Genomic DNA, 22,128 nt, shown 5'->3' on the forward strand with positions numbered 1-22,128 from the left:
AAGCCGCCCTCTATTAGACGGCGGCTTTTGTTTTCAGTTCACATGCAAAGGGTTATTGACCGTGAACTTCTCGCATAGACTCGGGGCCTTTCACCTCACCATGGACCCAAGAACCCACGGAACCATCGGCACAAGTACATGGTGACCCGGCAATAGCCTCAGGTGAGCTATCCTTATCCTCACCCTCGTCCTCTGGACATGGACCCAAGACATCGCCATGTGCCAAATGTGCACTTACTGCCGGCTGTGCCACCTCAATCGTATGACGATTGCTGTCTTTACCCGGAGGGTAATGGCAGATGGTCACCTTGCTGCTGGAAGTATCTGCTTCACTGCAATCACAGAACCCCGCAATATCATCAGCGATAGCTGAAAATGGGACGCTTATCGCAACTACAGCTGCATACATCACAAATCGAATATATTTCATATTACCTCCTGTAAGACCAAAGCTGGTCTGATTAGGTTATATCGGTCACTGGCCTTGAACCGAACGGATACTTTGAGGTGCAACCGCTGCACCGGAGACGAACGAACCAGCTGATCCGTCAGGACATGAGCAGGTTCCATCACCGGGACCGCCAGCACCACACAGAAAACAGGTGGGAGTTGTCGGGCATTCGCCAGCAATATCGCCATGTGCAAGATGTGCTGCCAGTGCCGACTCACTGATGTTCAGGGTCTGAACATCTGTGGTCTGTGAACCGCCACCATCCTTATCCTTGGAGCCACCACCTGTAACGGTAACATGGCAGACATCCACTTTAGCCTCTTCGCCATCATCTTTTGATTCGCCGTCTTTGCCGCTATCTTTACCGGAATCATCAGAGACACTCTCTTTGCCGGAATCTTTACCGGAATCATCAGAGCCGCTGTCTTTGCCGGAGTCATCCGAACCAGAGTCTCCGGAGCGATCCTCTTCTACAACTGCAGCACCGCACTCTCCCAGATAATCCCCATGCTCAGCCAGATGTGCAGCTACTGCAGATGCGCCAACCGAAAGGGTCTGAGCATTTGACGGGTTTCCTGGCGGTAAATGACAAATCGTCACCTTATCTTCTTGTTTTGCTTGTGCAGCAGGAATGCCCGTCGAAATTCCGTTGCCAACATTAGCAACCGAAAGTGAATAAAACAGCGCAAACACCGCTAGAAACATCATGTTCTTCATACCTTCTCCTCGATACATATGATCATGCATCTTCCCTCACACAACCACAGATTACGGCGTCTTATTATTAAGCGCCAACACATAAAACCAACTTCACAACCAAACATAAAGCATTCCAATAAATATGGAAGTGACTGATATCACACTAACTGACGCAAAATCTGCATCACAGCACTCCGGAAACCGCCTGGATTCCATCAGCTTATCGAATTACTGCCCGTATCATATGGGATGCCTTGCCATTTACGTAGCCAATTGCATAGGCCACGATCCTGTATCCGGAAACCCAATCACCCATACCCGCTGCGCCATAAGCGCCGAGTGTATCTGGAACTGCAGGATCCGCCTTCTCATGGGCACTGCAGCCAGCTGTTGTTGGCGTGATTGTCGCGACATCACAAGGGCAGTTGGAAGGCATCTGACCACCGGCACAAGTGGACGGTGCAACAATGCCATCGCCAGAATAGATGCCAGCCGGATCCAGCGGGTAAATCTCAATATCACGCTCACTGTTGTTCTGATCCCCTGCTGTAATCCAGACCACTGCACCGTTTTCGGGAATATCCTGCCCAACGACGGGTGGATTCTGATGCGGAAGCTGAGGAATGGATGGGGTGATGGTCCCATCTGCTGCAATATCCATCTTGATATAACGAGGCAGACTGACACTGATATGATACATTGTTGGCGCCACACGTGTTGCCGGATCTGTCCCCACATCAATACAGTTGGAAAAGATGGCATCATCCTGAAAGCAGACCGCCCTATCCTTCATCGGCGAATTGTCAAAATAGAGCACCTGTCCGGTGATGCCGCTGCCTGAATCACTGATGGAAAGAGGCCCTGGATGGTACCGGTAAGCACCCCACTCCAAGTAGTCGCCCACTGTGCTGAAATACCCCGCCGTGAATCCTGCTGGAAGTGGAGGCTCACCAAAGCCGGCATGATCATAAGCGCCGGGGTAATTGGTATAGGCATCAAACTCGGCATCATTGGCCAGTGCCCAGGCGATATAATTGACCGCTGTTTCAGCATAATAGTATGCTTCCGTTGAAGTCTGGGCAGATGCGCTGGTCTGTGTCGCAGTTCGTGAAGTGAAAAACATCGCCAGCGAGAGAAGCGTTAACAATCCGAGCATTATCACTGCCGTAACCAGCACGAAACCCTCTTCTCGCGCCCTGTTCCGATTTGTCAAAGGAGTTGCCAGCATATTCAGTTCCTCGGCCATGATTTGAACGTCAAACTTAACGTTTTGGTTTCATCGTTCTCATTCACATAACTGGAGCTCAAAGTTACCGTTACCACACCGCTTCCTGAGGAAACTGTCATGCCATTTGTTGTATCAAGATCTCGTATCAACTCCTGAAAAGTTGAATAAGAGGCGCCGGGGCGGAGCCAATAAACCCTGTCATTACTCGTTCTCTGGTATTGAACAATCCCCACATTCCCTTCCAGATCCTGATACGTGAGCGTTTTACTGGCCGCATGCCAGTATGGCAGCACTGCAAAAGTGGCATTGTTGGTTGGATAGCTTGCAGGGTTGGTCACACCCCGTGCAGTCAAGTCAGCCAGCACGTTCCTGGTCGGCGACTGGGCACTAATCGACTGACGAATCTCCGCCTGCAGAATATGGGATGCCAGATATAGGTCTGTCATCCGTTCAGTTCGGGAAGCAACCGCCCTGCCAGTATCGTTATAGGAGACAAACAGCGCTGTAAGCCCGGCCAGAATAATCAGCCCGATGGCCATACCGATCACCATCTCGATCAGGGTGAAACCCTGTTCGCGTTCCTGATCCATGCGGTTCACTCGCTGAAAAGTTTGAGTGCGCATCTAATACACCTTGGTCAAATGGGTAAGATAGACTGAGCGGGTCTGCCCCCTGCGCGCCCAGGTTACAGTCACCAGCTTGGTTTGCGGCACATTTGCGTAACCGGTTGGCTGAATAAAGTTCTGCATGCTGCTCAAATTGGATGCCAACGGGCCTGTGGCAGTAGTTTTGTTGGTAGTTATTGTATATTCAATACCCACTCCTGTAGCGGGCGTGCAAGTATTACTTGTCGGATATGTGGGGACACTCCCCATCGTTGTCATGGCACAATCCGATGCAATCGAAGGAACCCTGTCATTGGCATCCTGCTGCCAGAATTCGAGAACCTGTTCGGCCAAATGCACGGCAGTCAATCGCTCGCGCGAGGTCTGACCACTGCTCATCGTGGTAATGCCGAAGCTCCCTAACGCCATCACTCCAATGGAGACAACCACCAGTGCGATCAGGATCTCAATAAGCGTAAACCCGGAAGAGGAACTCATGCTCTTGGCTTTCATTGCAGATATGCCCTGCCGATAATGTTCAGGCTGATCGCCTGGCTGGTAGTGCCGGCGGTAATAGTAATTGTTCCCGCATTGGCTGTACCACGACTGGTAAATGTGCGGGTTGTCGTGGGAGAGAGGGAGAGCTTGCTGGAATATTGTCCAAGGCTGACTGCCTGTGCACTGCACTGCCCACAACTTCCCGACAAATCAGCATCATAGGTGTAACCGGTCGAAGTAAACGAAAGACTCACGCTACGGTTCTCCGCCACTGCCTGAACCCGAGCCTGTTTCATGTGGGATAGCAGCGATTGTGATGCACTTCGAACCGACTGCTTCTCTTTCCACGAAGAGAAGGCCGGGATCGCGACAGAACTCATCACGCCGACAATAACGATTACAATAATCATCTCGAGCAGGGAGAAGCCGTACTGTCCGGAAAAGCTGTCCCTGCTCTCCAGAACTTCGACTTGCCTGCTTCCCATGCTTCCGCTTGAATTGGCATCAATGCGCATTCTATCCATTATCGCGAAAATCGTACTCTCCTTTAGCATTATTGCTGTGATGTGCATTACGATAGGTTATCTTCTGTTCTCCAGCAACCTGCCAAAACTTACTGCCCTATCAGATTATCAGCCTCCGCTTGTCTCCCGCGTTTACAACAGTGAAGGCGAACTCATCGCAGAGTATGCAGATGAACACCGAATCCTGACACCTTTCGAACAGATTCCCGGTCCTCTCAAAAAGGCATTTCTGGCAGCTGAGGATCAACAATTCTACGAGCACCCTGGTATCAACCCCGCCCGAATTCTCTCAGCAGCACTGGCTAACCTGCGAGCGGGACAAACCGTACAGGGTGGTTCAACAATCACCCAGCAGGTGGCCAAAAACTTTCTACTCAGTTCCGAACGCTCGTACACCCGCAAGATTCGCGAAGCGATTCTGGCTTATCGTATTGAAGAGGCATTCTCAAAGGATGAGATTCTCTACCTCTATCTCAACCACATCTATCTCGGTCGTGGATCGTACGGTGTTGCATCTGCAGCATGGCGCTATTTCCATAAACCACTGGATGAACTGACCCTTGGCGAATGCGCCACGATCGCAGGACTTCCGAAAGCACCTGGGAAATATGCGCCCCACATCAACCTGGAAAAAGCGCTACAGAGACGCAACACCATCCTGCACCTGATGCGTGACAGCGGTTACGCTGAAGAGGCCGAGGTAGAAGCAGCCCTGAACGAGCCGCTTGAGGTAGCCGAGCTGGAGACACCCAAGCTTAACGATGCCTATGCCGATCTCGTTCTGCGCCAATTGACGGATCATTTCGGCCTCAAAACCCTGCGCAGACAGGGGCTTACCATCACTGTCCCACTCAACCCGAAGATGCAGGAGGCCGCTATCCGTGCGGTTCGCCATAACGTACTTGAGATTGAACAACGCCAGTTCTACCGCTATCCGGTTAACCATGCCCCCGAAACATGGTCGGAACTTTTGGAATCGTGGAGAAAGGCCCGCGAAGATAAACCTGTAGCACCAGCCACGGACGAACTGATTCCCGCACTGGTTGTCAAACTAACCAATGGCGACCTGACCGTTGATGATGGCAGAAACCGCTGGCAACTGAGCAAACCCTCCTGGACATGGAAGTCACTATCCCAATATCAGGAAGATGGCGCTACTGCAGAGCAGATTGCAGCGTTCAGAAAGCGCTCGCGCAGCTGGATCGCTGGTGATGAAATTCGTCTGCAGGGAACCGAAAAGGGCGGAGTCCGGCTTGCTCAGGAACCTTCGATTGAGTCGGCGCTCTACGCCATCGACCTCGAGAAAGGCACCGTACTGGCGCGCGTTGGCGGCTATGATTATCAGGCCGCCGGCTTTGACAGGGTTCATCAGGCTATGCGTCAGCCCGGCAGTGCCTTCAAACCGTTCCTCTATGCATCTGCACTGGCTAACGGATCAACTCCAGCCACGATCGTCATGGATACACCGGTGGTATTTGACAGTGAGCAGAGCGACGAATTCTGGAGGCCGGAAAACTATAAGGATAATTTTGCAGGACCTGTTCCGCTGCGTAATGCACTGGAGCATTCACGCAACCTCGCATCAATCAAGGTACTGCAGAATATCGGCATCAGCCGTTTTCTGAATGATCTGCAGATCTACCCAATGGAGCGCCAGTTCCCCTCCCAACTCGCGCTGGCACTGGGTGCCACCGAGGTGTCACTGGAAGCACTTACCAACTCCTACGCCATCATGGCCAGCCAGGGAAAGAGATGGGAACCAGTATCCGTTCAGCAAGTACAGGACCGTAATGGCAACACCCTGCATCGTTCAGTATCAGGCAACCGCTGCCAGGTCTGCCATGTCACGCCTACGATGTCCGCCAATGACGCCATGCGCCCGGCAGAACAGGTGCTTGATCCGGTTGACAGCTTCCTGATCACCAACATGATGAAAGGCGTAATCGAACGCGGCACAGGCCAGCGCGCCAAAGCCCTGAATCGGCCAGCCGCAGGCAAAACCGGCACCACCAACAAACAGGTTGATGCATGGTTCATGGGGTACACCCCACAAATCATGACTGGCGTCTGGACAGGCCGTGATACCCCTACCCCGATGGGTCGCAGGGAAACCGGCGCCCATGCCGCACTGCCAGCATGGCTGGAATCAATGCAGGCATTCCACGAAGGTCGTCCGGTAGAGGATTTCACACCACCGGAAGATGTTGAGTGGGTTGTTATCGATGCCAAAACAGGGCTGCTGCCCGGCCCGGATAGTGAAGAGGTGTTTCTTGAGGCCTTCCGCAGCGGCACTGCCCCCAGTGAGGAGTCGCCAGCGATCAACTCTCCAATAGAGAGTAAGCCCTCTGAGGATGCCGGCTTTTTCGAACTGGGACTATAGACAACGCATCAGGCTGGCCAGAATTCTCCTGCCAGACAGACTTTTTGACACCTTCACTTCATAAGTGAATTTACTTTGGCCGCCATGATGAAATCATTCTCGTGCAATCCGCCAATTTTGTGCGTATAAAATGTAATCGTGCAATATCCCCAGCCAAAACTTATATCCGGATGATGCCCCTCCGATTCCGACAGCTCTCCTACTGTTGTTGCAAACAGCTGGGCATCAACAAAATTGCTGAATGTAACGGTTCGTCGTAGCTGCCGGGCATCATCTGAAAGTTCCCATCCTCGAATTTCTATGAGCATCCGCTCCGCATCTTGGCGATCCATCGGGGCAACGCCACCCTTACATGGCATACAGCTTTTATTCTGCAAATTTTCAGGGCTCATCACCACCTCCAATGCAGTTGTTATAGATTATTATTTATAATATCGATAGATGAAAACCAGGATCTAAGAGCTACTTTGTCTGTCCTGTTCGTCAGGCGGCGGCACCTGATCCATCACAAGTTTGTACTCGATGGCATCATTGAGCGCCCGATAGGCCGCCTCCAGCACATCGGTAGAGACACCGACAGTACTCCATTTTCGATGCCCGTCGCTCGATTCGATCAGCACCCGAACCATTGCCTCAGTAGCCTGTTTGGTGGAGAGAACACGCACCTTAAAGTCGCTTAACTGCATGGCACTGAGGCCAGGGTAGACATCAACCAGTGCTGCCCGTAATGCCTTATCCATGGCATTCACCGGACCATTTCCAAGCGCGGCTGAGTGAACCAGTTTGCCTCCGACACGCACCTGCACAGTTGCCTCAGCCTCAGGCATATCATGATGGCCGCGTTTCTCATCATAAACACGGAAACGCACCAACTCGAAATGACGCCTGAAACGACCCATGGCCCTGCGCAGCAATAGCTGAAATGATGCATCTGCACCTTCAAAAGCGTATCCGGCAGCTTCCAACTCCTTGATCCGTGTTACCGCTTCGGCAACAACAGGATCATCCGCAGCCAGCCCCGCCTCTGGCTCCAGCAACTGCAGCTTGCTCAGGATATTACTTCTCCCTGCCTGGTCGGAGACCATAACGCGCTGCTCGTTACCGACCAGGGCCGGATCGATGTGCTCATAGAGGCTGCTCTGCTTCCGGATCGCAGAGACATGAATACCGCCCTTGTGAGCGAATGCATTCTGACCGACAAACGGCTGATGCTGCCACGGCAGCCGGTTGGCCATTTCGTTCACAAAACGGGAGAGTGACGAGAGCTGTTGCAGCTCCACATCGGAAACATCGCAGTCGATGCCCAGCTTCAGCTTCAAAATCGGAATTACTGAAATCAAATTGGCATTGCCACAGCGCTCACCGATACCGTTAACGGTTCCCTGCACATGTCGTGCCCCCGCCTGCACTGCAGAAATAGTGTTGGAGACTGCTAGCTCGCTGTCGTTATGCGCATGGATGCCGATGATTTTATCAGGGAAACGGGCCACAACCTCGCGCACCACATCAAACAGATAGGAGGGTACCGAGCCACCATTGGTGTCGCAGAGCACGAGCGCATCCGCACCACCATCTGCAGCCGCCTTAAGCACCTTTATGGCATAGTCGGGACTGGCCCTGTAGCCATCAAAAAAGTGTTCGGCATCAAACATCACGTAATCGAGGCGCTGTTTCAGGTAAGCGACCGACTCGGAAACAAGTTCAAGGTTCTGCTCCAGTGTGATGCCAAGCGCCTTGGTGGCATGGATATCCCAGCTTTTCCCAAAAATACAGGCGGCATCTGCCCCCGACTCGACAAGGTTGTTCAGGCCGCGATCCTTGCTTGCAGCGTGACCCGGCCTGGCTGTAGAGCCAAATGCCACCAGCCTGCTGTTCGGCCAGTTGCGATTCTTCATCTGCGCAAAAAAGAGGTCATCCTTGGGGCTGGCCCCAGGCCATCCGCCCTCTATCCAATCCATACCGAACTCGGCCAAACGGTTTGCGATTCGCATCTTATCTTCAACAGAAAAAGCGATACCCGCGGTCTGGGCACCATCACGGAGTGTGGTATCGAAAAGTTCAACCTGCTGAGATGCTTTCATGAATAGAGCCTGTGCCTTGAGTGGATAGAGGCGCGATTTTACGCCTTGGCTGCAGAAATGTCAGTGGCTTTCCATGATCGGCGAACTATGCTGAAATATGACATTCACAATTCATCAGGCAGGAGATCTATTTATGCGTGCAGTAATCATGCAGCAAGCGGGCAACCCGGACGTACTAACGATCGAAGAGGTCGCAAAGCCGACATGCGAAGCAGGAGAAATACTTGTTCAGGTGATGGCTGCGGGTGTGAATCCGATCGACACCAAGCTGCGTGGTCGCGGCCTCTACTTCCCTGATGGATTGCCCGCCATTCTCGGCTGTGACGGTTCCGGCATCGTCGAAGCAGTAGGCAGTGATGTTACCCGCTTTGAGCCGGGAGATGCGGTTTATTACTGTTACGGCGGCCTGGGGCAGAAAGCAGGCAACTATGCTGAATACATTGCTGTTCCGGAATGTTATGCGGCCATGAAGCCCGACTATCTCGATTTCATCGATGCAGCTGCAGCTCCGCTTGTACTTATCACGGCATGGGAGTCACTGTTTGACCGCGCCCGCATCGGCTCGGGCCAGAAGGTATTCATCCATGCCGGCGCAGGTGGCGTCGGCCATGTCGCCATCCAGCTGGCCAAGCTGGCCGGTTGTGAGGTGGCAACTTCGGTAAGTTCCGATGAAAAGAAAAACCTGGTCAGGGAATTAGGCGCTGATCTGATCATCAACTACCGGACAGAGAATGTGACCGGAGCTCTGCTTGAGTGGACACATCATGAGGGCGTGGATATTGCATTCGACACTGTCGGCGGCGATGCATTCAACCAGCTGGTACCTGCCACCAAGGTTTACGGAGATATTGTTACCATTCTTCAGGTTCCAGACGATGCTGACTGGAAAACCATCCGTCTCCGTAATCTCCGCATTTCTCAGGAACTGATGCTGACGCCAATGGTGCTCGGCATGAACGGGGCTGCAGCGCATCAGGGTGATATACTTGAACAGTGCGCCCAGCTGTTTGATCAGAAACAGCTCTCAGTATTCGTCTCCGACACCCTGCCGCTTGAGCAGGCGGCCGAGGCGCATCGCAGGATCGAGGCCGGCGGCATGAGCGGAAAATTAGTCCTGGAGGTGCAGCAGATGGAGGAGGATGAAAATGAACAGTCAGCCTGAAATCGTGCCTGAACCATCCATCGAATCGGCTAAAAAGGCCGCCACCATCGTTTATGCCCTGCAGGCTGCTTCATTTCTCCTGGCTGTAACATTTATTGCTGCAATCATTGTTAACTATGTCAAAAAGGATGATGTGGCAGACACCTGGGTGGCTTCGCACTTTCGCTGGCAGATGAGAACCTTCTGGTTTGCTCTGCTCTGGTCATTTATCGGCATCGTCACGCTGATGCTGGGTATCGGATGGTTTATAATGATGGGCACCGCAGTCTGGGTGATCTATCGTATCGCCAAGGGCTGGCTTGCACTATCGGACGATAAAGCGATGTATATAGAGGACTAACTTTTTTTAGGGGGATGCCTCTCCATATCCTCAATGGTCTCCTCGAGAATCTGCCGGGCTTCGCGCTCATCGAGCCGTTGGTGAATCACCTTTTCGGCAGCCTCCACAACAAGCTCTGCTGACTGTGCACGAATCTCCCTGATCGCCTTCTGCCGTGCCACTTCGGACTCTTCCCGGAACTCGCGCTTGCGACGCTCCATTTCCTCTTTCCATTCACCCATGAGCTGACTGCGCCGTTCGAGAATCCGTTTCTCAGATTCATCAAAAAGCTTTTTCGCTTCACTGTCGATACTGGAAAGCTTCTCAGCGTAATCGAGCCTGAGCTCTTCCACCTCTTCGCGTTTCTGGCGGGCCTCCTCAATCTCCTGCTCAATCAGGCGGGTTCGCTCCTGCAGAATCGAGGCAATACGCGGAAGCACCCATCTGCTGAGCACGACAAAAAGAAGGACAAATGAGATGATTGTCCAGAATATCTGTGATGAGAAAAACGTGGTATCAAACTGTGGCATGAAACTTCCTGTTTATTGTTCTTGTTTGGAGCGATTAAGGGTCATCCCTGTCCCATGATAATGAATGCAATAACCAGCGCATAGAGCGCGATGGTCTCAACCAGCGCAAATCCGATCCAGGCATATTTGGCGAGTGTTGGTTCAGCCTCAGGCTGCCGTGCAACCGCTTCAATCATTTTGCTGAAGATCATGCCGATTCCAACTGCGGCACCAGCCATGCCGAGTGCAGCCAGGCCCATACCAATCGGAATCATTGCTGCAACATCCATGAAACCCTCCTAACGCATCGGGAATGTAATAAGGTTAGAGTATAACTCAGTGATCGGCCAGCGCATCATCTATGTACACACACGACAGCACCACAAAGATGTAGGCCTGAATAAAGGCGATGATCAACTCAAGCGCAATCTGCACCACGGTAAAGCCGAGCGGCAACCACTGTAAAAACCAAGGTGCTGCCAGACCAAGCACGGCCAACACGCCCAACGCCATATGCCCGGCCGTCATATTTGCAAACAGACGAAGCGCCAGCGTAACCGGCCTGGCTAGAAATGAGAGAAGTTCGATCGGCACCATCAATGGCAGCATGATCTTCGGCACCCCCTGCGGTGCAAAGGCATGAAAAAAGCCCCAGCCATGGCGATAGAAACGTAACCCTGAGGCATACAGAAAAACACCCACTGCCAGCGTGCCGGTAACTGCCAATTGTGATGTAGGCGTGAATGCACCGGGAATCAATCCGACCAGATTACAGCCAAGGATAAAAGTGAACAAAGTGAACATCAGGGGGATATATTTTTCGCCCTCTCCATGAATATTCAAGCATGTCTGCCTGGCAACAAACCCGTAAAGCATTTCAGCCAGCAACTGGCCCGGCTTCGGCACCAGTTCCGGCCTGACCAGCATCAGGCGCAGAGTGCCCGCCACGATAGCAACCGCCAGCCACATAAAAACAGCAGTGTTGGAGATCGATATATCAAGCGGCCCCAGATGAAGTTCGTAATGAACGATCACCCTGAAATGCTCCAGTGCCCCGCCCATATCCAGACTCACGGTTCATCCACTCCGTTATTCTTCTGCATATCAACCACCATTAACTGATAGAGGTTAATGAAACCTGCAGCCAGCCCGAACACGGCAAACACAATCAGGAAAATGGGGCGGGTATCAAGCCAGCGATCGAGAAAGAAACCGATGCCAAGCCCAATCATGGTTGAGGCGACAATTTCCGTACCGACCCGCAAGCCCCACTGATGGCCGTGATGCTGCTCTTCATGCTTCAGTTTGGGCATCTGTTCACACGCATAAGTTTCACCCTCGATCCTGTAGCCAGTGTACACAATACACCCACATTCAGCAATTGGGCGTCAGTTAAAACTGGCATTGCTGGAGAAGCTTCCAGAGGCGTTCCCCGACGGGGCCCATCGGCTCATTGGCGCGGCGGAAGAGATAGATATCGATCTTCAGTGGATCAAGTTCCTTGCCAGAAAGTTCCAGCAGTCGACCATCGTCCAGCTCTTCGGAAACACGATGGCGTGGCATACGACCCCAGCCTGCACCGGATAAAATCATCCTCTTTTTCATATCGAAATCATTCACCAGCCACTGGTGCGCACCCTCAAGTACGCCGGCTGTCTGTCTGGGTGAATTCCGGCTGGTATCGCGAACCACCACCTGCACATACTGTTCAAGGTCGGCAACTGTGATGGCCGGATAGTGCGTGGCCAGCGGGAAGTCAGGAGAGATGACTGATACCATCTCGGTTGAGGTTAGCCGCACCTCCTCAGTGTACGGTACCGGCATAAAACGCTCTGCAATGGCAAAGTCGACATCCTTCTCAAGCAGACGCTCCAATGTGCCACCCATATTCTCGATCTGAAGACTCATGCGCGTGGCTGGCGCGGCTTCCGAAACCTGCTTGATTACATCGAGCACATTCTCAACCGGTGCAATCGCTCCAAGTGCAATGGAGACCTCCGTCTCCTCCCCTTCAGCGAAGTGACGGGCAATGCTGGAGAGCTCCTCGCTGCGCGACAGGATGCTTTTCGCCTTGCCGTAGAGCACCTGCCCTTGCGGAGTGAGCTGAGGCCGATAGCCGCCCCGGTCAAACAGGGAGATACCCAGCTCCTGTTCGAGATTCTTGATGGCAATACTGATCGCGGACTGGCTGCGAAAGAGCGCAACGGATGCGGCATGGAAGCCGCCCTTCTCCACGACGCCACAGAGGGCACGCAACTGTTCCAGTGTCATGCAACCATAATGATTCGAAATACTAATCATGTCTATCGGTTATTTATGCTTTTTTTATATCAGCAGGGCCACGATAGTTGCACTACGCTAAATGAACAGGCGTATCGGAGGCAAAGTACAAATGTTGCGCAATACACCCACTTCTTACGGTCTGGTTACCATTGTCATTCACTGGCTGATGGCGATTGCTATTTTCGGCATGTTCGGACTCGGCCTCTGGATGGTGGAACTCAACTATTATGATAACTGGTACCACGACGCGCCCTATATCCACAAAGCTGTGGGCATGCTACTTCTCTTCCTGCTCATCTTCCGCTTCGGCTGGAGACTGAACAATGTCCGCCCGAAGCTGATGGGAGAAACATGGGAGAAACTTGTAGCCCTGGCAGTTCATCGCCTGCACTACCTGCTTCTCTTCATCCTCACCACTACGGGCTATCTGATCCCCACCGCCGGAGGTGTCGGTATTGATATCTTCGGCCTGTTCACTGTGCCGGCCACCCTGTCATTCACCAAAGATCAGGCTGATCTGATTGGCATGGTTCACCTCTATGCGGCATGGGCAGCTGTCGGACTTGCCGTCATGCATGCGGGAGCTGCCCTGAAACATCATGTGATCGACAAAGATATTACGCTACTGCGTATGCTGGGCGTTAATAGCAACAACACACAACAAGGAGAAAAATGAAATGAAACTGAAATACCTATTTGCACCACTACTGCTTCTACTGGCCTTCATCATGCCCGCTCAGGCAGCCGAAAACTATGCATTCGACATCAAGGGGCAGCACGCCTTTATCCAGTTCAAGATCAAACATCTGGGCTATAGCTGGCTGATCGGCAACTTCAACACATTTAACGGGTCATACTCCTATGATGAGACCAACCCGGCGAACAACAGCGTTACGGCCGAAATCGATGTGGCAAGCATCGACTCCAACCATGCCGAGCGTGACAAACATTTGCGCAGCGCAGATTTCTTTGATGTTGCTAAATTTCCCAAGGCGACTTTTACCAGCACCGCTTATGAAGACAAAGGCAACGGCAAAGGAGTATTGAAAGGAAACTTCACGTTGCGCGGTGTTACCAAAGAGATCGCCTTTGATGTGACCCAGATAGGAGCTGGCAAAGACCCATGGGGAGGGTTCCGCCGTGGTTTTTCAGGCACCACCACCCTGCACCTCTCCGATTACAATATGCTTAAAGGCGGCATGCTGGGCGCTGCAGCTGAAAACGTAGAGCTCTTCTTCTCCATTGAAGGGGTCCGCCAGTAAGGCGATTGAGATGCACGCCGGGAGAATCCCCTCTCCTCTCCTCCCGGCGTGCAGGCATTTATGTTAAACCCATTTATATAGAAATGCCACGCATCGTCAGCATAGGCGTTGCAAATAGTGATCAATTTCACTCGAAACCGGGACATAGGAGCCAAGATGAGTAACAAACTGCTTTCCCCTGCCAACCTCGCAGGCCTCACACTGAATAACCGTATGGTCATGGCACCGATGACGCGTAACAGGGCGCCTGAAGGCATTGCTAACGCGATCATGGCTGAATATTACCGGCAACGCGCAGGAGCCGGATTGATCGTGACTGAGGGTTCTCAGATATCCGCGCAGGCAGTCGGCTATCCGGCCACGCCAGGCATTTACACGGCTGAACAGGTTGCTGGCTGGAGACAGGTTTGCGATGCAGTGCATGCAGAGGGCGGCCATATCTTTGTACAGCTTTGGCACTGCGGTCGTATTTCCCACCCTGATTTTCATGCTGGCGAGCTGCCGGTTGCGCCGTCGGCTATCCGGCCTGCAGGTGATGCTTTCACTTATGAAGGGCTCAAACCCTTTGTCACGCCGCGAGCGCTGGACACTTCCGAAATACCCGCCATCGTAGCGCAGTACCGCCATGCAGCGACCTGCGCCAAAGATGCCGGTTTTGACGGTGTCGAGATCCATGCCGCCAACGGCTATCTGATCGATCAGTTTATTCGTGATGGCAGCAACAAACGCACAGACAGGTATGGAGGTTCACTGGAAAACCGCACTCGCCTGCTGGTTGAAATCGTGAACACGGTTGGCAGTGAAATCGGATTCAACAGGGTTGGTGTGCGCATCTCGCCGGTCAACGGCTTCAACGACATGAGCGACACCAATCCTCAGGCAACATTCAACCATGTAGCAACCAGCCTCAGCGGCCTAGGGCTCGCCTACCTGCATGTCGTGGAGGTAAGCATGACCGGCGAAGCGAGCAGCGAATTTGACTGCCGGCAGCTTCGGGACTGTTTTGATGGCGCATATATCGCCAATGGTGGTTTTGATCAGACACGTGCAGAAGATACCCTTCATTCAGACTCGGCCGACCTGATCGCCTTTGGTGTGCCCTTCCTCGCCAACCCTGACCTTCCCGAACGCTTCCGCCGCAACGCACCGCTGAACGAAGCGGACCAGACCACATTCTACGGCGGAGATGAGCATGGTTACACCGACTATCCAATACTGGAGAACGATTGATGGGCATGATGATCGATGGCCGCTGGGAGGGAGATGACGGAAAGTGGGCCTCCAAAGACGGTAAATTTCACCGCGCGCCATCGAAGTTCCATTGCCAGTTCGGTGGAGAAGGGTTCCCTGCCGAACCGGATCGCTATCACCTCTATGTCTCGATGGCCTGCCCATGGGCACACCGCACGCTGATCTTTCGCAAACTCAAAGGGCTGGAGGATATTATTCCCGTCACAGTTGTTGACCCGCATATGCTGAGCCGGGGCTGGCAGTTTAGCGAGCCGGAACCGCTCTACGGTTTTAACCATGCACATCAGCTCTATGCAAAGGCCGATTCACAGTACACGGGGCGTGTGACCGTACCGATTCTCTGGGACAAAAGGCGGGAAACTATCGTTTGTAATGAATCGGCCGAAATCATTCGCATCTTTAATGTTGCTTTCAATGACCTGACCGGCAACCGGGATGATTACTACCCTGCCGATCTGCGCGACCAGATCGACGAGATTAATGCCTTTGTATACCCCAACATTAATAATGGTGTTTATAAATGCGGCTTTGCCACAGCCCAGAATGCCTATGAAGCGGCATTTGATAATCTGTTTTCTGCACTCGATAGTGTAGAGGAGAGATTGACTGCTCAACGTTACCTCGTTGGCAACCGCATTACCGAGGCGGACTGGCGCCTCTTCACCACACTGATCCGATTTGATGCCGTTTACGTTGGCCATTTCAAATGCAACCGCAACCGCATCGCAGATATGCCGAATCTTTCGGGTTATCTGCGCGACCTCTATCAACAGCCCGGCATCGCCGAGACCGTGAACTTCAGCCATATCAAAGAGCATTACTACTTTAGCCACGAGTCTATCAATCCGACACGCATCGTTCCGAAAGGACCTGTACTGGACTTCGATGCGCCGCATAACCGAACCTTCATCATATAAGATCAGGAGCCCATATGGACAAACCAATCGTTGCCGATAACAAACCCGTTCAGGTGAATCTGAGCAAAGGTCAGGAGTACCACTTCTGCACCTGCGGCAGGTCGAAGAGTCAGCCATTTTGTGATGGCTCACATATCGGCACTTCATTCACTCCGCGTGTCATCGTTTCCGATGAGGATCAGGAGGCATTTTTGTGCGCCTGCAAACACACAGGCAGCACCCCATTCTGTGACGGCTCCCATGCCCAGTTTTCTGACCAGCAGGTGGGCAAAGAAGGCCCCGGCATCAAAACCAAACAGGGAGACCGCCCTTTGGCAGTCCCCACCCCTGAAGAGCCCACTGTGACGCTGATTCATCAACTGGCCAATGAAGGTTTATCCAAGCTTGGTCACCACGGTCCGATGACATCCATGGGTGTTCCTCGGCACCTGCTTCCTCACTGGGATGACATTCAGATTCTGGCAGCCCAGATGCACACAAAACCCCTCATGGAAGATCATCCGGTAGGAACTGCGCTGGTGATTGGACCTGAGACAAAAAAACCACTGCAACTGAATATCCCGCTGTTTGTTTCGGATATGAGCTTTGGCTCTTTGTCTGAAGAGGCCAAAACAGCAATGGCCATAGGTGCAGAATTGGCCGGCACTGGCATCTGCTCTGGAGAAGGAGGCATGCTGCCTGAAGAACAGGCTGCCAACTCACGTTACTTTTATGAACTGGCAAGTGCTCAGTTCGGCTATACAGAAGATATACTCGGTAAGGTGCAGGCTTTTCATTTCAAGGGGGGGCAAGGCGCAAAAACCGGCACCGGTGGTCATCTGCCAGGCAACAAAAATATCGGTAAAATTTCCCAGGTACGTGGAATCCCAGAAGGGGAGCCAGCAATATCACCACCAACCTTCAAAGATCTATCCAGCTCTTCCGATTACAAGAAATTTGCTGATCATGTCAGAGAAATTAGCGGCGGCATTCCCATTGGCTTTAAACTCAGCGCCAATCATATTGAAAAAGATATCCAGTTCGCACTTGATGCAAGTGCCGACTACATCATTCTTGATGGCCGCGGAGGAGGTACGGGAGCTGCACCTGAACTGTTCAGGGATCATATCAGTGTGCCCACCATTCCGGCACTGGCCAGAGCCAGGAAATACCTTGATGCGCAGGGAGCAAGTGGCCGGGTTACGCTGATTGTCACCGGCGGTTTACGACTTGCACCGGATTTTATTAAAGCCATGGCCCTGGGCGCAGAGGGTGTCGCAATCGCGAATTCTGCCATGCAAGCCATTGGCTGTGTGGCCGCCAGAATGTGTAATACCAACAACTGTCCGGCAGGCATCGCCACGCAAAATAAACAGTTGCGACAGCGTCTGAATGTTGAACATTCAGCCCTGCGACTGCAGCGCTACTTCAGCGCATCGGTAGAGCTTATGCAGACCATGGCCCGGGCCTGTGGCCACCAACACCTCAATGAGTTCAACATCAATGACCTGACCAGCTGGAAAAAAGAGGTGTGCGATCTCTCCGGTATTCGTTACGCTGGCGTAGAGAGCGGATCATGAGCATCAGCATTCATACAGCAACAATTGTTCCTGAAGGCGATGGCGTAACAGTCAAAAGGCTGATGCCGCTGGCAGGCCTGCGCAATTATGATCCTTTTGTGTTGTGGGATCACTTCGACATCTCAGGTGGAGGCTTCCCTGATCATCCGCACCGTGGTTTTGAGGCGATCACCTACCTCTTTGATGGCGGCATGAATCACAGCGACAATCTCGGCAACCACGGTGCCATCCATGGCGGCGGTGCGCAGCGCTTTACTGCTGGCCGCGGCCTGGTTCACTCGGAATTCCCGGATGGTCACGCCCACGGTATCCAGCTCTGGATTAACCTGCCCAGGCGATTGAAATCAATTGATCCTGACTACCAGCAGCTACAAGAAAGAGAGATCCCTGAGAACTGCAGTGATGGTGTAACCGTTCGTACTATAGTTGGCACCGGATCGCCGCTAGAGCTGCATACCGAGGTGGAGTATCTCGATATCCAGCTTCAACCTGGCAGCACCTACAGACATAACATTGCTTCCGCTTTTCGCGGCTTTGTTTATGCTGTTGCAGGAAAATTCACAGCCAATGGAGTAATGTCCGAAAATGGCCAGGCACTATTTATCGAGAGTGAGCAGTTGATTGAGTTGAAAAGTGAACAGGGCGCGAGGCTCATGTGGTGTTTCGGAAACCCTCATCACGAACCGATCAACCAGCACGGTCCGTTTGTAGATTAGGGGGCAATGATGAGCAAACAGCAGAGATACGAAGGCCATGCGATTACAGTCTGTTTCGATGCTTCGCGCTGCATCCATTCTGGAAAGTGTGTGCAGGGGCTGCCAGATGTATTCAGGCCCGACGTCAAAGGGCAATGGATTTATCCGGATGCCGCCGACGTGACAGCGCTGGCCCAATTGATTGCAACCTGCCCATCCGGCGCCCTTCGTTATGAACGAAAGGAGGGGGACAATGAGCAGGCTCCTGAGGCAAACAGCGTTACCGTAGAAGCCAACGGACCGCTGCATATCCGAGCTGATTTTACGATCAATGGTGAGGGGCAGGATAGCCCGCGAGCTACTCTGTGCCGCTGCGGCGCATCAAAAAACAAACCATGGTGCGATGGCGCCCATAACGAAGCCGGATTCAACGATGCGGGTGAGGTTCCTCCGTTCAATCCCGATGAGGAACCCCAAGCAGGTAAGCTCGACATCAAACCGCTGAGAAATGGGCCGCTCTATCTGGTTGGCCCACATACCATTTGCGATTCATCCGGCAAGCCGGCAAGGGTGTGTGGCAAAAGCGCAATGTGCCGCTGCGGCGCATCGAAAAGCAAACCCTACTGCGATGGCAGTCATGCAGCCATCGGCTTCAGTTGCGAATAGTCATATCATGAGAACTACAGAGAGGTGGTTTTCAGGCACCCTTTAAGCCGAGGCTGCGCCATTCTTTTTCCGGGCTGCAGCATGCTCAACAACCGTGCGCAAAGAAGCGAAGGTATAAGGCTTGCTTAAGAAATCGTCGGGCTGGCAGCCGGCGGAGTTATTCAGCGCACTCTCTGCGTCATATCCCGACGACATCGTGACATAAACATCCGGATCTAACGTTCGAAGCGCCTTCAGGCATGCCACGCCATCCATCTCCGGCATGGTGACATCGAGCAGCACCCAGTCGATATCAGCCTCTTTCGAAAACAGCTCTATCGCCTCCATGCCGTTTGAGGCTACAACCACCTGCTGCCCAAGTTTCTCCAGCATTCTTTTGGCCACTGCAGCCACAGATCCTTCATCATCAACCACCAGCACCTTTGCCTTTTCAGTTGCGACAAGCGCTGGTTGCTTGTCCGTTTCAGGGAACAACCCATCCTTGCAATAGCAGGGGAACCAGACTGAAATATCACTGCCCTTTCCGGGAATGCTTTGCACCTCCATGCCTGCATGATGGGAACGGAGAATACCAAGAATGGCACTCAGGCCCAGGCCCCGGCCGGTAAACTTGGTCGTAAAGAAGGGATCGAACATGTGTTCGATCACCGCAGGCTCCATGCCGCAGCCGTTATCCTTGACCGCGATCACCACATAACAACCCGGCTTCATCTCAACACCCGAAACCGGATCAACCCTCCCCTCTCCAATATCTTGATGATGAAGTGAGAGAAGAATCCGCCCCTGCTTATCGCTGCCAATTGCCTCGGCCGCATTGGTCACCAGGTTCAGAAGCACCTGGCTGACCTGAGATCTGTCACCCTCGATCAGCCCCTTAGAGTGGTCGAAATCAAGCTCAAACGAGATATGCTTGCCAATTGAGACTTCGAAAAGCGGATGCATCTCCTCAATCAACCCACGAACATTGATCGGCTCATATTTCATCAGCCCCTTGCCCGAATAGGCCAGCATCTGCCTGCAGAGATCGGTTGCTGCATATGCGGCCGAATTGATACAGGCAAGCGACTCCTGCATGGAATCACTGAGACCCGTCTCCATCTTGGCCAGCTCAACCCCCCCCTGAATGGCAGTCAGAAGATTATTGAAATCGTGTGCCACACCACCAGCCATGATCCCCAGTGCCTCCAGCCTCTGTGAGTGCTGCACCTGCCTCTCCAGAGACTCATGCTCCATTTCAGCGATGACCTTATCAGTAATATCGTTGGCAAAACCAACAATGCCCAGAAAATCTCCCTGGCTATCCACCACCTTTACCTTGGTAATATCAAACGTCCTGACTACACCATCAACCTCTATCTCTTCCTGAGCATGATATGCCTCTTCAGAATCAAGGCACTGCTGATCCGATGCCATCCACTTCTCTGCCAACGCCTTGGGAACAGGCAGCGAGCCGGCTTCTATCTGCTGAAGCTGAGACTCAGAGATCTCCCCCCACACTGAACAGGTTCTGTTTACAAACTGAAAATTAAGGTTGCGATCAACCATCCAGATACCAATCGGCGAGTGGTCGAGAATCACCTGCATGCGGTACTGCTGCTGCTCCAGATGGCTGTTGGCCTCGGCCAGCTGCTGCTGCCGAAGTTCCAGTTGAGACCTGTAGATATAGGCAAGGATTCCGAAAAAGAGTATTACGGAGACCAGACAAAAAATCTGGATAGCTGAATAGGGCAAGGTAAGCACGCCGGATGAGATCAACCCGCCAACTGCGACCAGCTCGACCGCAAATGCGATGACCCAGTATTTAGCCTGCCTGGCCGGATGGACAAAGTTGGCCACAAACGGGTAGCCCGCGACCCAGTAAATCCCCGTGTTCGCAATACTGTTAAAAAAGATCAGTGCGGTGAAAAGAGTGACGGCACAAAGCATCAGCGAATTTTCAATGATGATGAGATCTGCACCGTTCCGGATAAACCAGCAGGAGACGACCATCACCACTGCCAGCATGGCTTCAGCTGCAAACAGGGCAAAACAGTCGGGGTCGAAGTAGTGAATCAGGCTGAAAAAAGCGAGGGTAATCGCAGAAATAAGGTGTACCAGCAACAGCACTTTCCGCCTGTCGTCGAATACCGATACACTCCCACTTCCCATCGTAAAACTCATCCCTGCTTTCTAGCCCCCATGATATACCCAGGCAAGCAGCATACCATTCAAGTCTGCTGCTTGATATTAGCTTCTCTCGCTCTGGTCAGTATGTACAATTGCAGCCAAGGAGATAGCCATGCCAATTTATGAATATCGCTGTAACGACTGCCAGCATAAATTTGAGACACTGGTGCGCAACAGCTCTGAACCTGTTTCCTGCAAACAGTGCAACAGCCTGAGCCTGCAGAAACTGATTTCGGCTCACGCCGTCACATCAGGCGCTCCCGATACCGCTTGCGGAACCGCGCCCTGCTCACCTCTCCCGGCTTGTGGAACCGGTGGCTGCTGTCCGGGGATGAACTGATGATGAAGAAATCACTCCTGCTGCTCTTGACCCTGTTGCTGATCGGTTGTTCATCCGAACCAGCCAAACCCTTCGATCCCCAGCTGGCTTCTGACAATGCCGCCAAAGGCGCCGCTTTTCTTCAGCACAACGCTTCGGCAGAGGGGGTCATTACCCTTCCCAGCGGCCTGCAATACAAAGTCCTGAGAGCAGGGTCAGGAATCTCCCCTGCGCTGCAGAGCAATGTCACCGTACACTACCGCGGCACCACCATTGACGGCCGCGAATTTGACAGCTCCTACAGCCGTGGCAACCCGATGATTTTCCAGACCAACCGTGTAATTCCTGGCTGGACAGAGGCACTGCAGCTGATGAAAGAGGGGGCGCAATGGCAGCTCTTTATTCCGGAAAATCTCGCCTATGGTGCGCGCGGCGCTGGTGATGCCATCGGCCCCAATGAAACGCTTATTTTCGAGGTTGAGTTGTTGAAGGTTCATTGAGACACCGAATGACCAGCCTCCGGTTGAATGCGCGTGAATGACATTTTTTTTGAT

At 52.7% G+C, this 22,128-nt stretch carries 26 protein-coding genes; 12 read left to right on the forward strand and 14 right to left on the reverse strand.

Annotated elements, in window-relative coordinates:
* Window positions 1-52: 52 nt before the first annotated feature.
* The 6 genes from Ga0123462_RS08605 to Ga0123462_RS08630 form a co-directional block, all read right to left on the reverse strand.
* Window positions 53-430, reverse strand: coding sequence for a hypothetical protein (locus Ga0123462_RS08605; protein WP_100265921.1), 378 nt, complete (start codon window positions 428-430; stop codon window positions 53-55).
* Window positions 431-475: 45 nt separating this feature from the next.
* The gene (locus Ga0123462_RS08610) at window positions 476-1,168 is read right to left on the reverse strand and encodes a hypothetical protein (protein WP_100265922.1); all 693 of its coding nucleotides are present in this window, start codon (window positions 1,166-1,168) and stop codon (window positions 476-478) included.
* Window positions 1,169-1,370: 202 nt separating this feature from the next.
* Window positions 1,371-2,396 carry a hypothetical protein gene (locus Ga0123462_RS08615; RefSeq protein ID WP_100265923.1) on the reverse strand — a complete coding sequence of 342 codons (1,026 nt, stop codon included), beginning with the start codon at window positions 2,394-2,396 and terminating at the stop codon, window positions 1,371-1,373.
* Complete coding sequence (locus Ga0123462_RS08620) at window positions 2,381-3,001, reverse strand: PulJ/GspJ family protein (RefSeq protein WP_232726422.1); 621 nt, start codon at window positions 2,999-3,001, stop codon at window positions 2,381-2,383. The genes Ga0123462_RS08615 and Ga0123462_RS08620 overlap by 16 nt, the downstream gene beginning before the upstream one ends.
* Window positions 3,002-3,481: a type IV pilus modification PilV family protein gene (locus Ga0123462_RS08625; protein WP_100266565.1), complete on the reverse strand. Its 480-nt coding sequence runs from the start codon at window positions 3,479-3,481 to the stop codon at window positions 3,002-3,004.
* Window positions 3,482-3,492: 11 nt separating this feature from the next.
* Window positions 3,493-4,005, reverse strand: a complete 513-nt coding sequence (locus Ga0123462_RS08630) for a pilus assembly FimT family protein (protein ID WP_232726423.1) — start codon at window positions 4,003-4,005, stop codon at window positions 3,493-3,495.
* Between Ga0123462_RS08630 and Ga0123462_RS08635 the strand changes: the two genes are divergently transcribed.
* The gene (locus Ga0123462_RS08635) at window positions 3,989-6,385 is read left to right on the forward strand and encodes a penicillin-binding protein 1A (RefSeq protein ID WP_100265924.1); all 2,397 of its coding nucleotides are present in this window, start codon (window positions 3,989-3,991) and stop codon (window positions 6,383-6,385) included. The genes Ga0123462_RS08630 and Ga0123462_RS08635 overlap by 17 nt on opposite strands.
* A 53-nt stretch (window positions 6,386-6,438) precedes the next feature.
* Here the strand turns inward: Ga0123462_RS08635 and Ga0123462_RS08640 are convergent, their stop codons facing one another.
* Window positions 6,439-6,777, reverse strand: coding sequence for a 4a-hydroxytetrahydrobiopterin dehydratase (locus tag Ga0123462_RS08640; protein WP_100265925.1), 339 nt, complete (start codon window positions 6,775-6,777; stop codon window positions 6,439-6,441).
* Window positions 6,778-6,840: 63 nt separating this feature from the next.
* Window positions 6,841-8,466: a citramalate synthase gene (cimA, locus tag Ga0123462_RS08645; protein WP_100265926.1), complete on the reverse strand. Its 1,626-nt coding sequence runs from the start codon at window positions 8,464-8,466 to the stop codon at window positions 6,841-6,843.
* A 133-nt stretch (window positions 8,467-8,599) separates the two neighbouring features.
* Between cimA and Ga0123462_RS08650 the strand changes: the two genes are divergently transcribed.
* On the forward strand, window positions 8,600-9,628 hold the full coding sequence (locus tag Ga0123462_RS08650) for a zinc-dependent alcohol dehydrogenase family protein (RefSeq protein ID WP_100265927.1): 1,029 nt from the start codon (window positions 8,600-8,602) through the stop codon (window positions 9,626-9,628).
* Window positions 9,612-9,968, forward strand: a complete 357-nt coding sequence (locus tag Ga0123462_RS08655) for a DUF4870 family protein (RefSeq protein WP_198507330.1) — start codon at window positions 9,612-9,614, stop codon at window positions 9,966-9,968. The genes Ga0123462_RS08650 and Ga0123462_RS08655 overlap by 17 nt, the downstream gene beginning before the upstream one ends.
* Here Ga0123462_RS08655 and atpF read toward each other — a convergent pair.
* From atpF to Ga0123462_RS08680, 5 genes are all read right to left on the reverse strand, one after another.
* Window positions 9,965-10,477 carry a F0F1 ATP synthase subunit B gene (gene atpF, locus Ga0123462_RS08660; protein WP_100265929.1) on the reverse strand — a complete coding sequence of 171 codons (513 nt, stop codon included), beginning with the start codon at window positions 10,475-10,477 and terminating at the stop codon, window positions 9,965-9,967. The genes Ga0123462_RS08655 and atpF overlap by 4 nt on opposite strands.
* Before the next feature lie 41 nt (window positions 10,478-10,518).
* Complete coding sequence (gene atpE / locus Ga0123462_RS08665) at window positions 10,519-10,746, reverse strand: ATP synthase F0 subunit C (RefSeq protein WP_100265930.1); 228 nt, start codon at window positions 10,744-10,746, stop codon at window positions 10,519-10,521.
* Between the two features lie 46 nt (window positions 10,747-10,792).
* Window positions 10,793-11,530: a F0F1 ATP synthase subunit A gene (locus Ga0123462_RS08670; protein ID WP_100265931.1), complete on the reverse strand. Its 738-nt coding sequence runs from the start codon at window positions 11,528-11,530 to the stop codon at window positions 10,793-10,795.
* The gene (locus Ga0123462_RS08675) at window positions 11,527-11,769 is read right to left on the reverse strand and encodes an AtpZ/AtpI family protein (RefSeq protein WP_100265932.1); all 243 of its coding nucleotides are present in this window, start codon (window positions 11,767-11,769) and stop codon (window positions 11,527-11,529) included. The genes Ga0123462_RS08670 and Ga0123462_RS08675 overlap by 4 nt, the downstream gene beginning before the upstream one ends.
* A gap of 79 nt (window positions 11,770-11,848) precedes the next feature.
* Entirely contained in the window at window positions 11,849-12,727 is an 879-nt protein-coding gene (locus Ga0123462_RS08680) for a LysR family transcriptional regulator (protein ID WP_100266567.1), read from the reverse strand.
* 91 nt (window positions 12,728-12,818) lie between these two features.
* On the opposite strand from Ga0123462_RS08680, the gene Ga0123462_RS08685 reads away from it, so the two are divergent.
* The 7 genes from Ga0123462_RS08685 to Ga0123462_RS08715 all read left to right on the forward strand — a co-directional run bounded on the left by Ga0123462_RS08685 (window position 12,819) and on the right by Ga0123462_RS08715 (window position 19,089).
* On the forward strand, window positions 12,819-13,415 hold the full coding sequence (locus Ga0123462_RS08685) for a cytochrome b (RefSeq protein ID WP_232726424.1): 597 nt from the start codon (window positions 12,819-12,821) through the stop codon (window positions 13,413-13,415).
* A gap of 1 nt (window position 13,416) precedes the next feature.
* On the forward strand, window positions 13,417-14,001 hold the full coding sequence (locus Ga0123462_RS08690) for a YceI family protein (protein WP_100265933.1): 585 nt from the start codon (window positions 13,417-13,419) through the stop codon (window positions 13,999-14,001).
* A 156-nt stretch (window positions 14,002-14,157) separates the two neighbouring features.
* Window positions 14,158-15,231, forward strand: a complete 1,074-nt coding sequence (locus Ga0123462_RS08695; protein ID WP_100265934.1) for an alkene reductase — start codon at window positions 14,158-14,160, stop codon at window positions 15,229-15,231.
* Complete coding sequence (locus Ga0123462_RS08700; protein ID WP_100265935.1) at window positions 15,231-16,169, forward strand: glutathione S-transferase family protein; 939 nt, start codon at window positions 15,231-15,233, stop codon at window positions 16,167-16,169. Before Ga0123462_RS08695 ends, Ga0123462_RS08700 begins: the two co-directional genes overlap by 1 nt.
* A 14-nt stretch (window positions 16,170-16,183) precedes the next feature.
* Window positions 16,184-17,728 carry a glutamate synthase-related protein gene (locus tag Ga0123462_RS08705; RefSeq protein ID WP_100265936.1) on the forward strand — a complete coding sequence of 515 codons (1,545 nt, stop codon included), beginning with the start codon at window positions 16,184-16,186 and terminating at the stop codon, window positions 17,726-17,728.
* A complete protein-coding gene (locus Ga0123462_RS08710; protein ID WP_100265937.1) occupies window positions 17,725-18,444 on the forward strand; it encodes a pirin family protein in 720 nt (239 codons plus the stop codon). The genes Ga0123462_RS08705 and Ga0123462_RS08710 overlap by 4 nt, the downstream gene beginning before the upstream one ends.
* A gap of 9 nt (window positions 18,445-18,453) precedes the next feature.
* A complete protein-coding gene (locus tag Ga0123462_RS08715; protein WP_100265938.1) occupies window positions 18,454-19,089 on the forward strand; it encodes a CDGSH iron-sulfur domain-containing protein in 636 nt (211 codons plus the stop codon).
* A gap of 42 nt (window positions 19,090-19,131) precedes the next feature.
* On the opposite strand, the gene Ga0123462_RS08720 is transcribed toward Ga0123462_RS08715, so the two are convergent.
* The gene (locus Ga0123462_RS08720) at window positions 19,132-21,249 is read right to left on the reverse strand and encodes a hybrid sensor histidine kinase/response regulator (RefSeq protein ID WP_100265939.1); all 2,118 of its coding nucleotides are present in this window, start codon (window positions 21,247-21,249) and stop codon (window positions 19,132-19,134) included.
* A 118-nt stretch (window positions 21,250-21,367) separates the two neighbouring features.
* Here Ga0123462_RS08720 and Ga0123462_RS08725 point away from each other — a divergent pair, with 118 nt between their 5' ends.
* Window positions 21,368-21,595 carry an FmdB family zinc ribbon protein gene (locus Ga0123462_RS08725; protein WP_100265940.1) on the forward strand — a complete coding sequence of 76 codons (228 nt, stop codon included), beginning with the start codon at window positions 21,368-21,370 and terminating at the stop codon, window positions 21,593-21,595.
* The gene (locus Ga0123462_RS08730) at window positions 21,595-22,074 is read left to right on the forward strand and encodes an FKBP-type peptidyl-prolyl cis-trans isomerase (RefSeq protein WP_232726425.1); all 480 of its coding nucleotides are present in this window, start codon (window positions 21,595-21,597) and stop codon (window positions 22,072-22,074) included. The genes Ga0123462_RS08725 and Ga0123462_RS08730 overlap by 1 nt, the downstream gene beginning before the upstream one ends.
* The last annotated feature ends 54 nt before the right edge of the window (window positions 22,075-22,128 follow it).

Source organism: Mariprofundus ferrinatatus, from assembly GCF_002795825.1.
Lineage (GTDB): Bacteria > Pseudomonadota > Zetaproteobacteria > Mariprofundales > Mariprofundaceae > Mariprofundus > Mariprofundus ferrinatatus.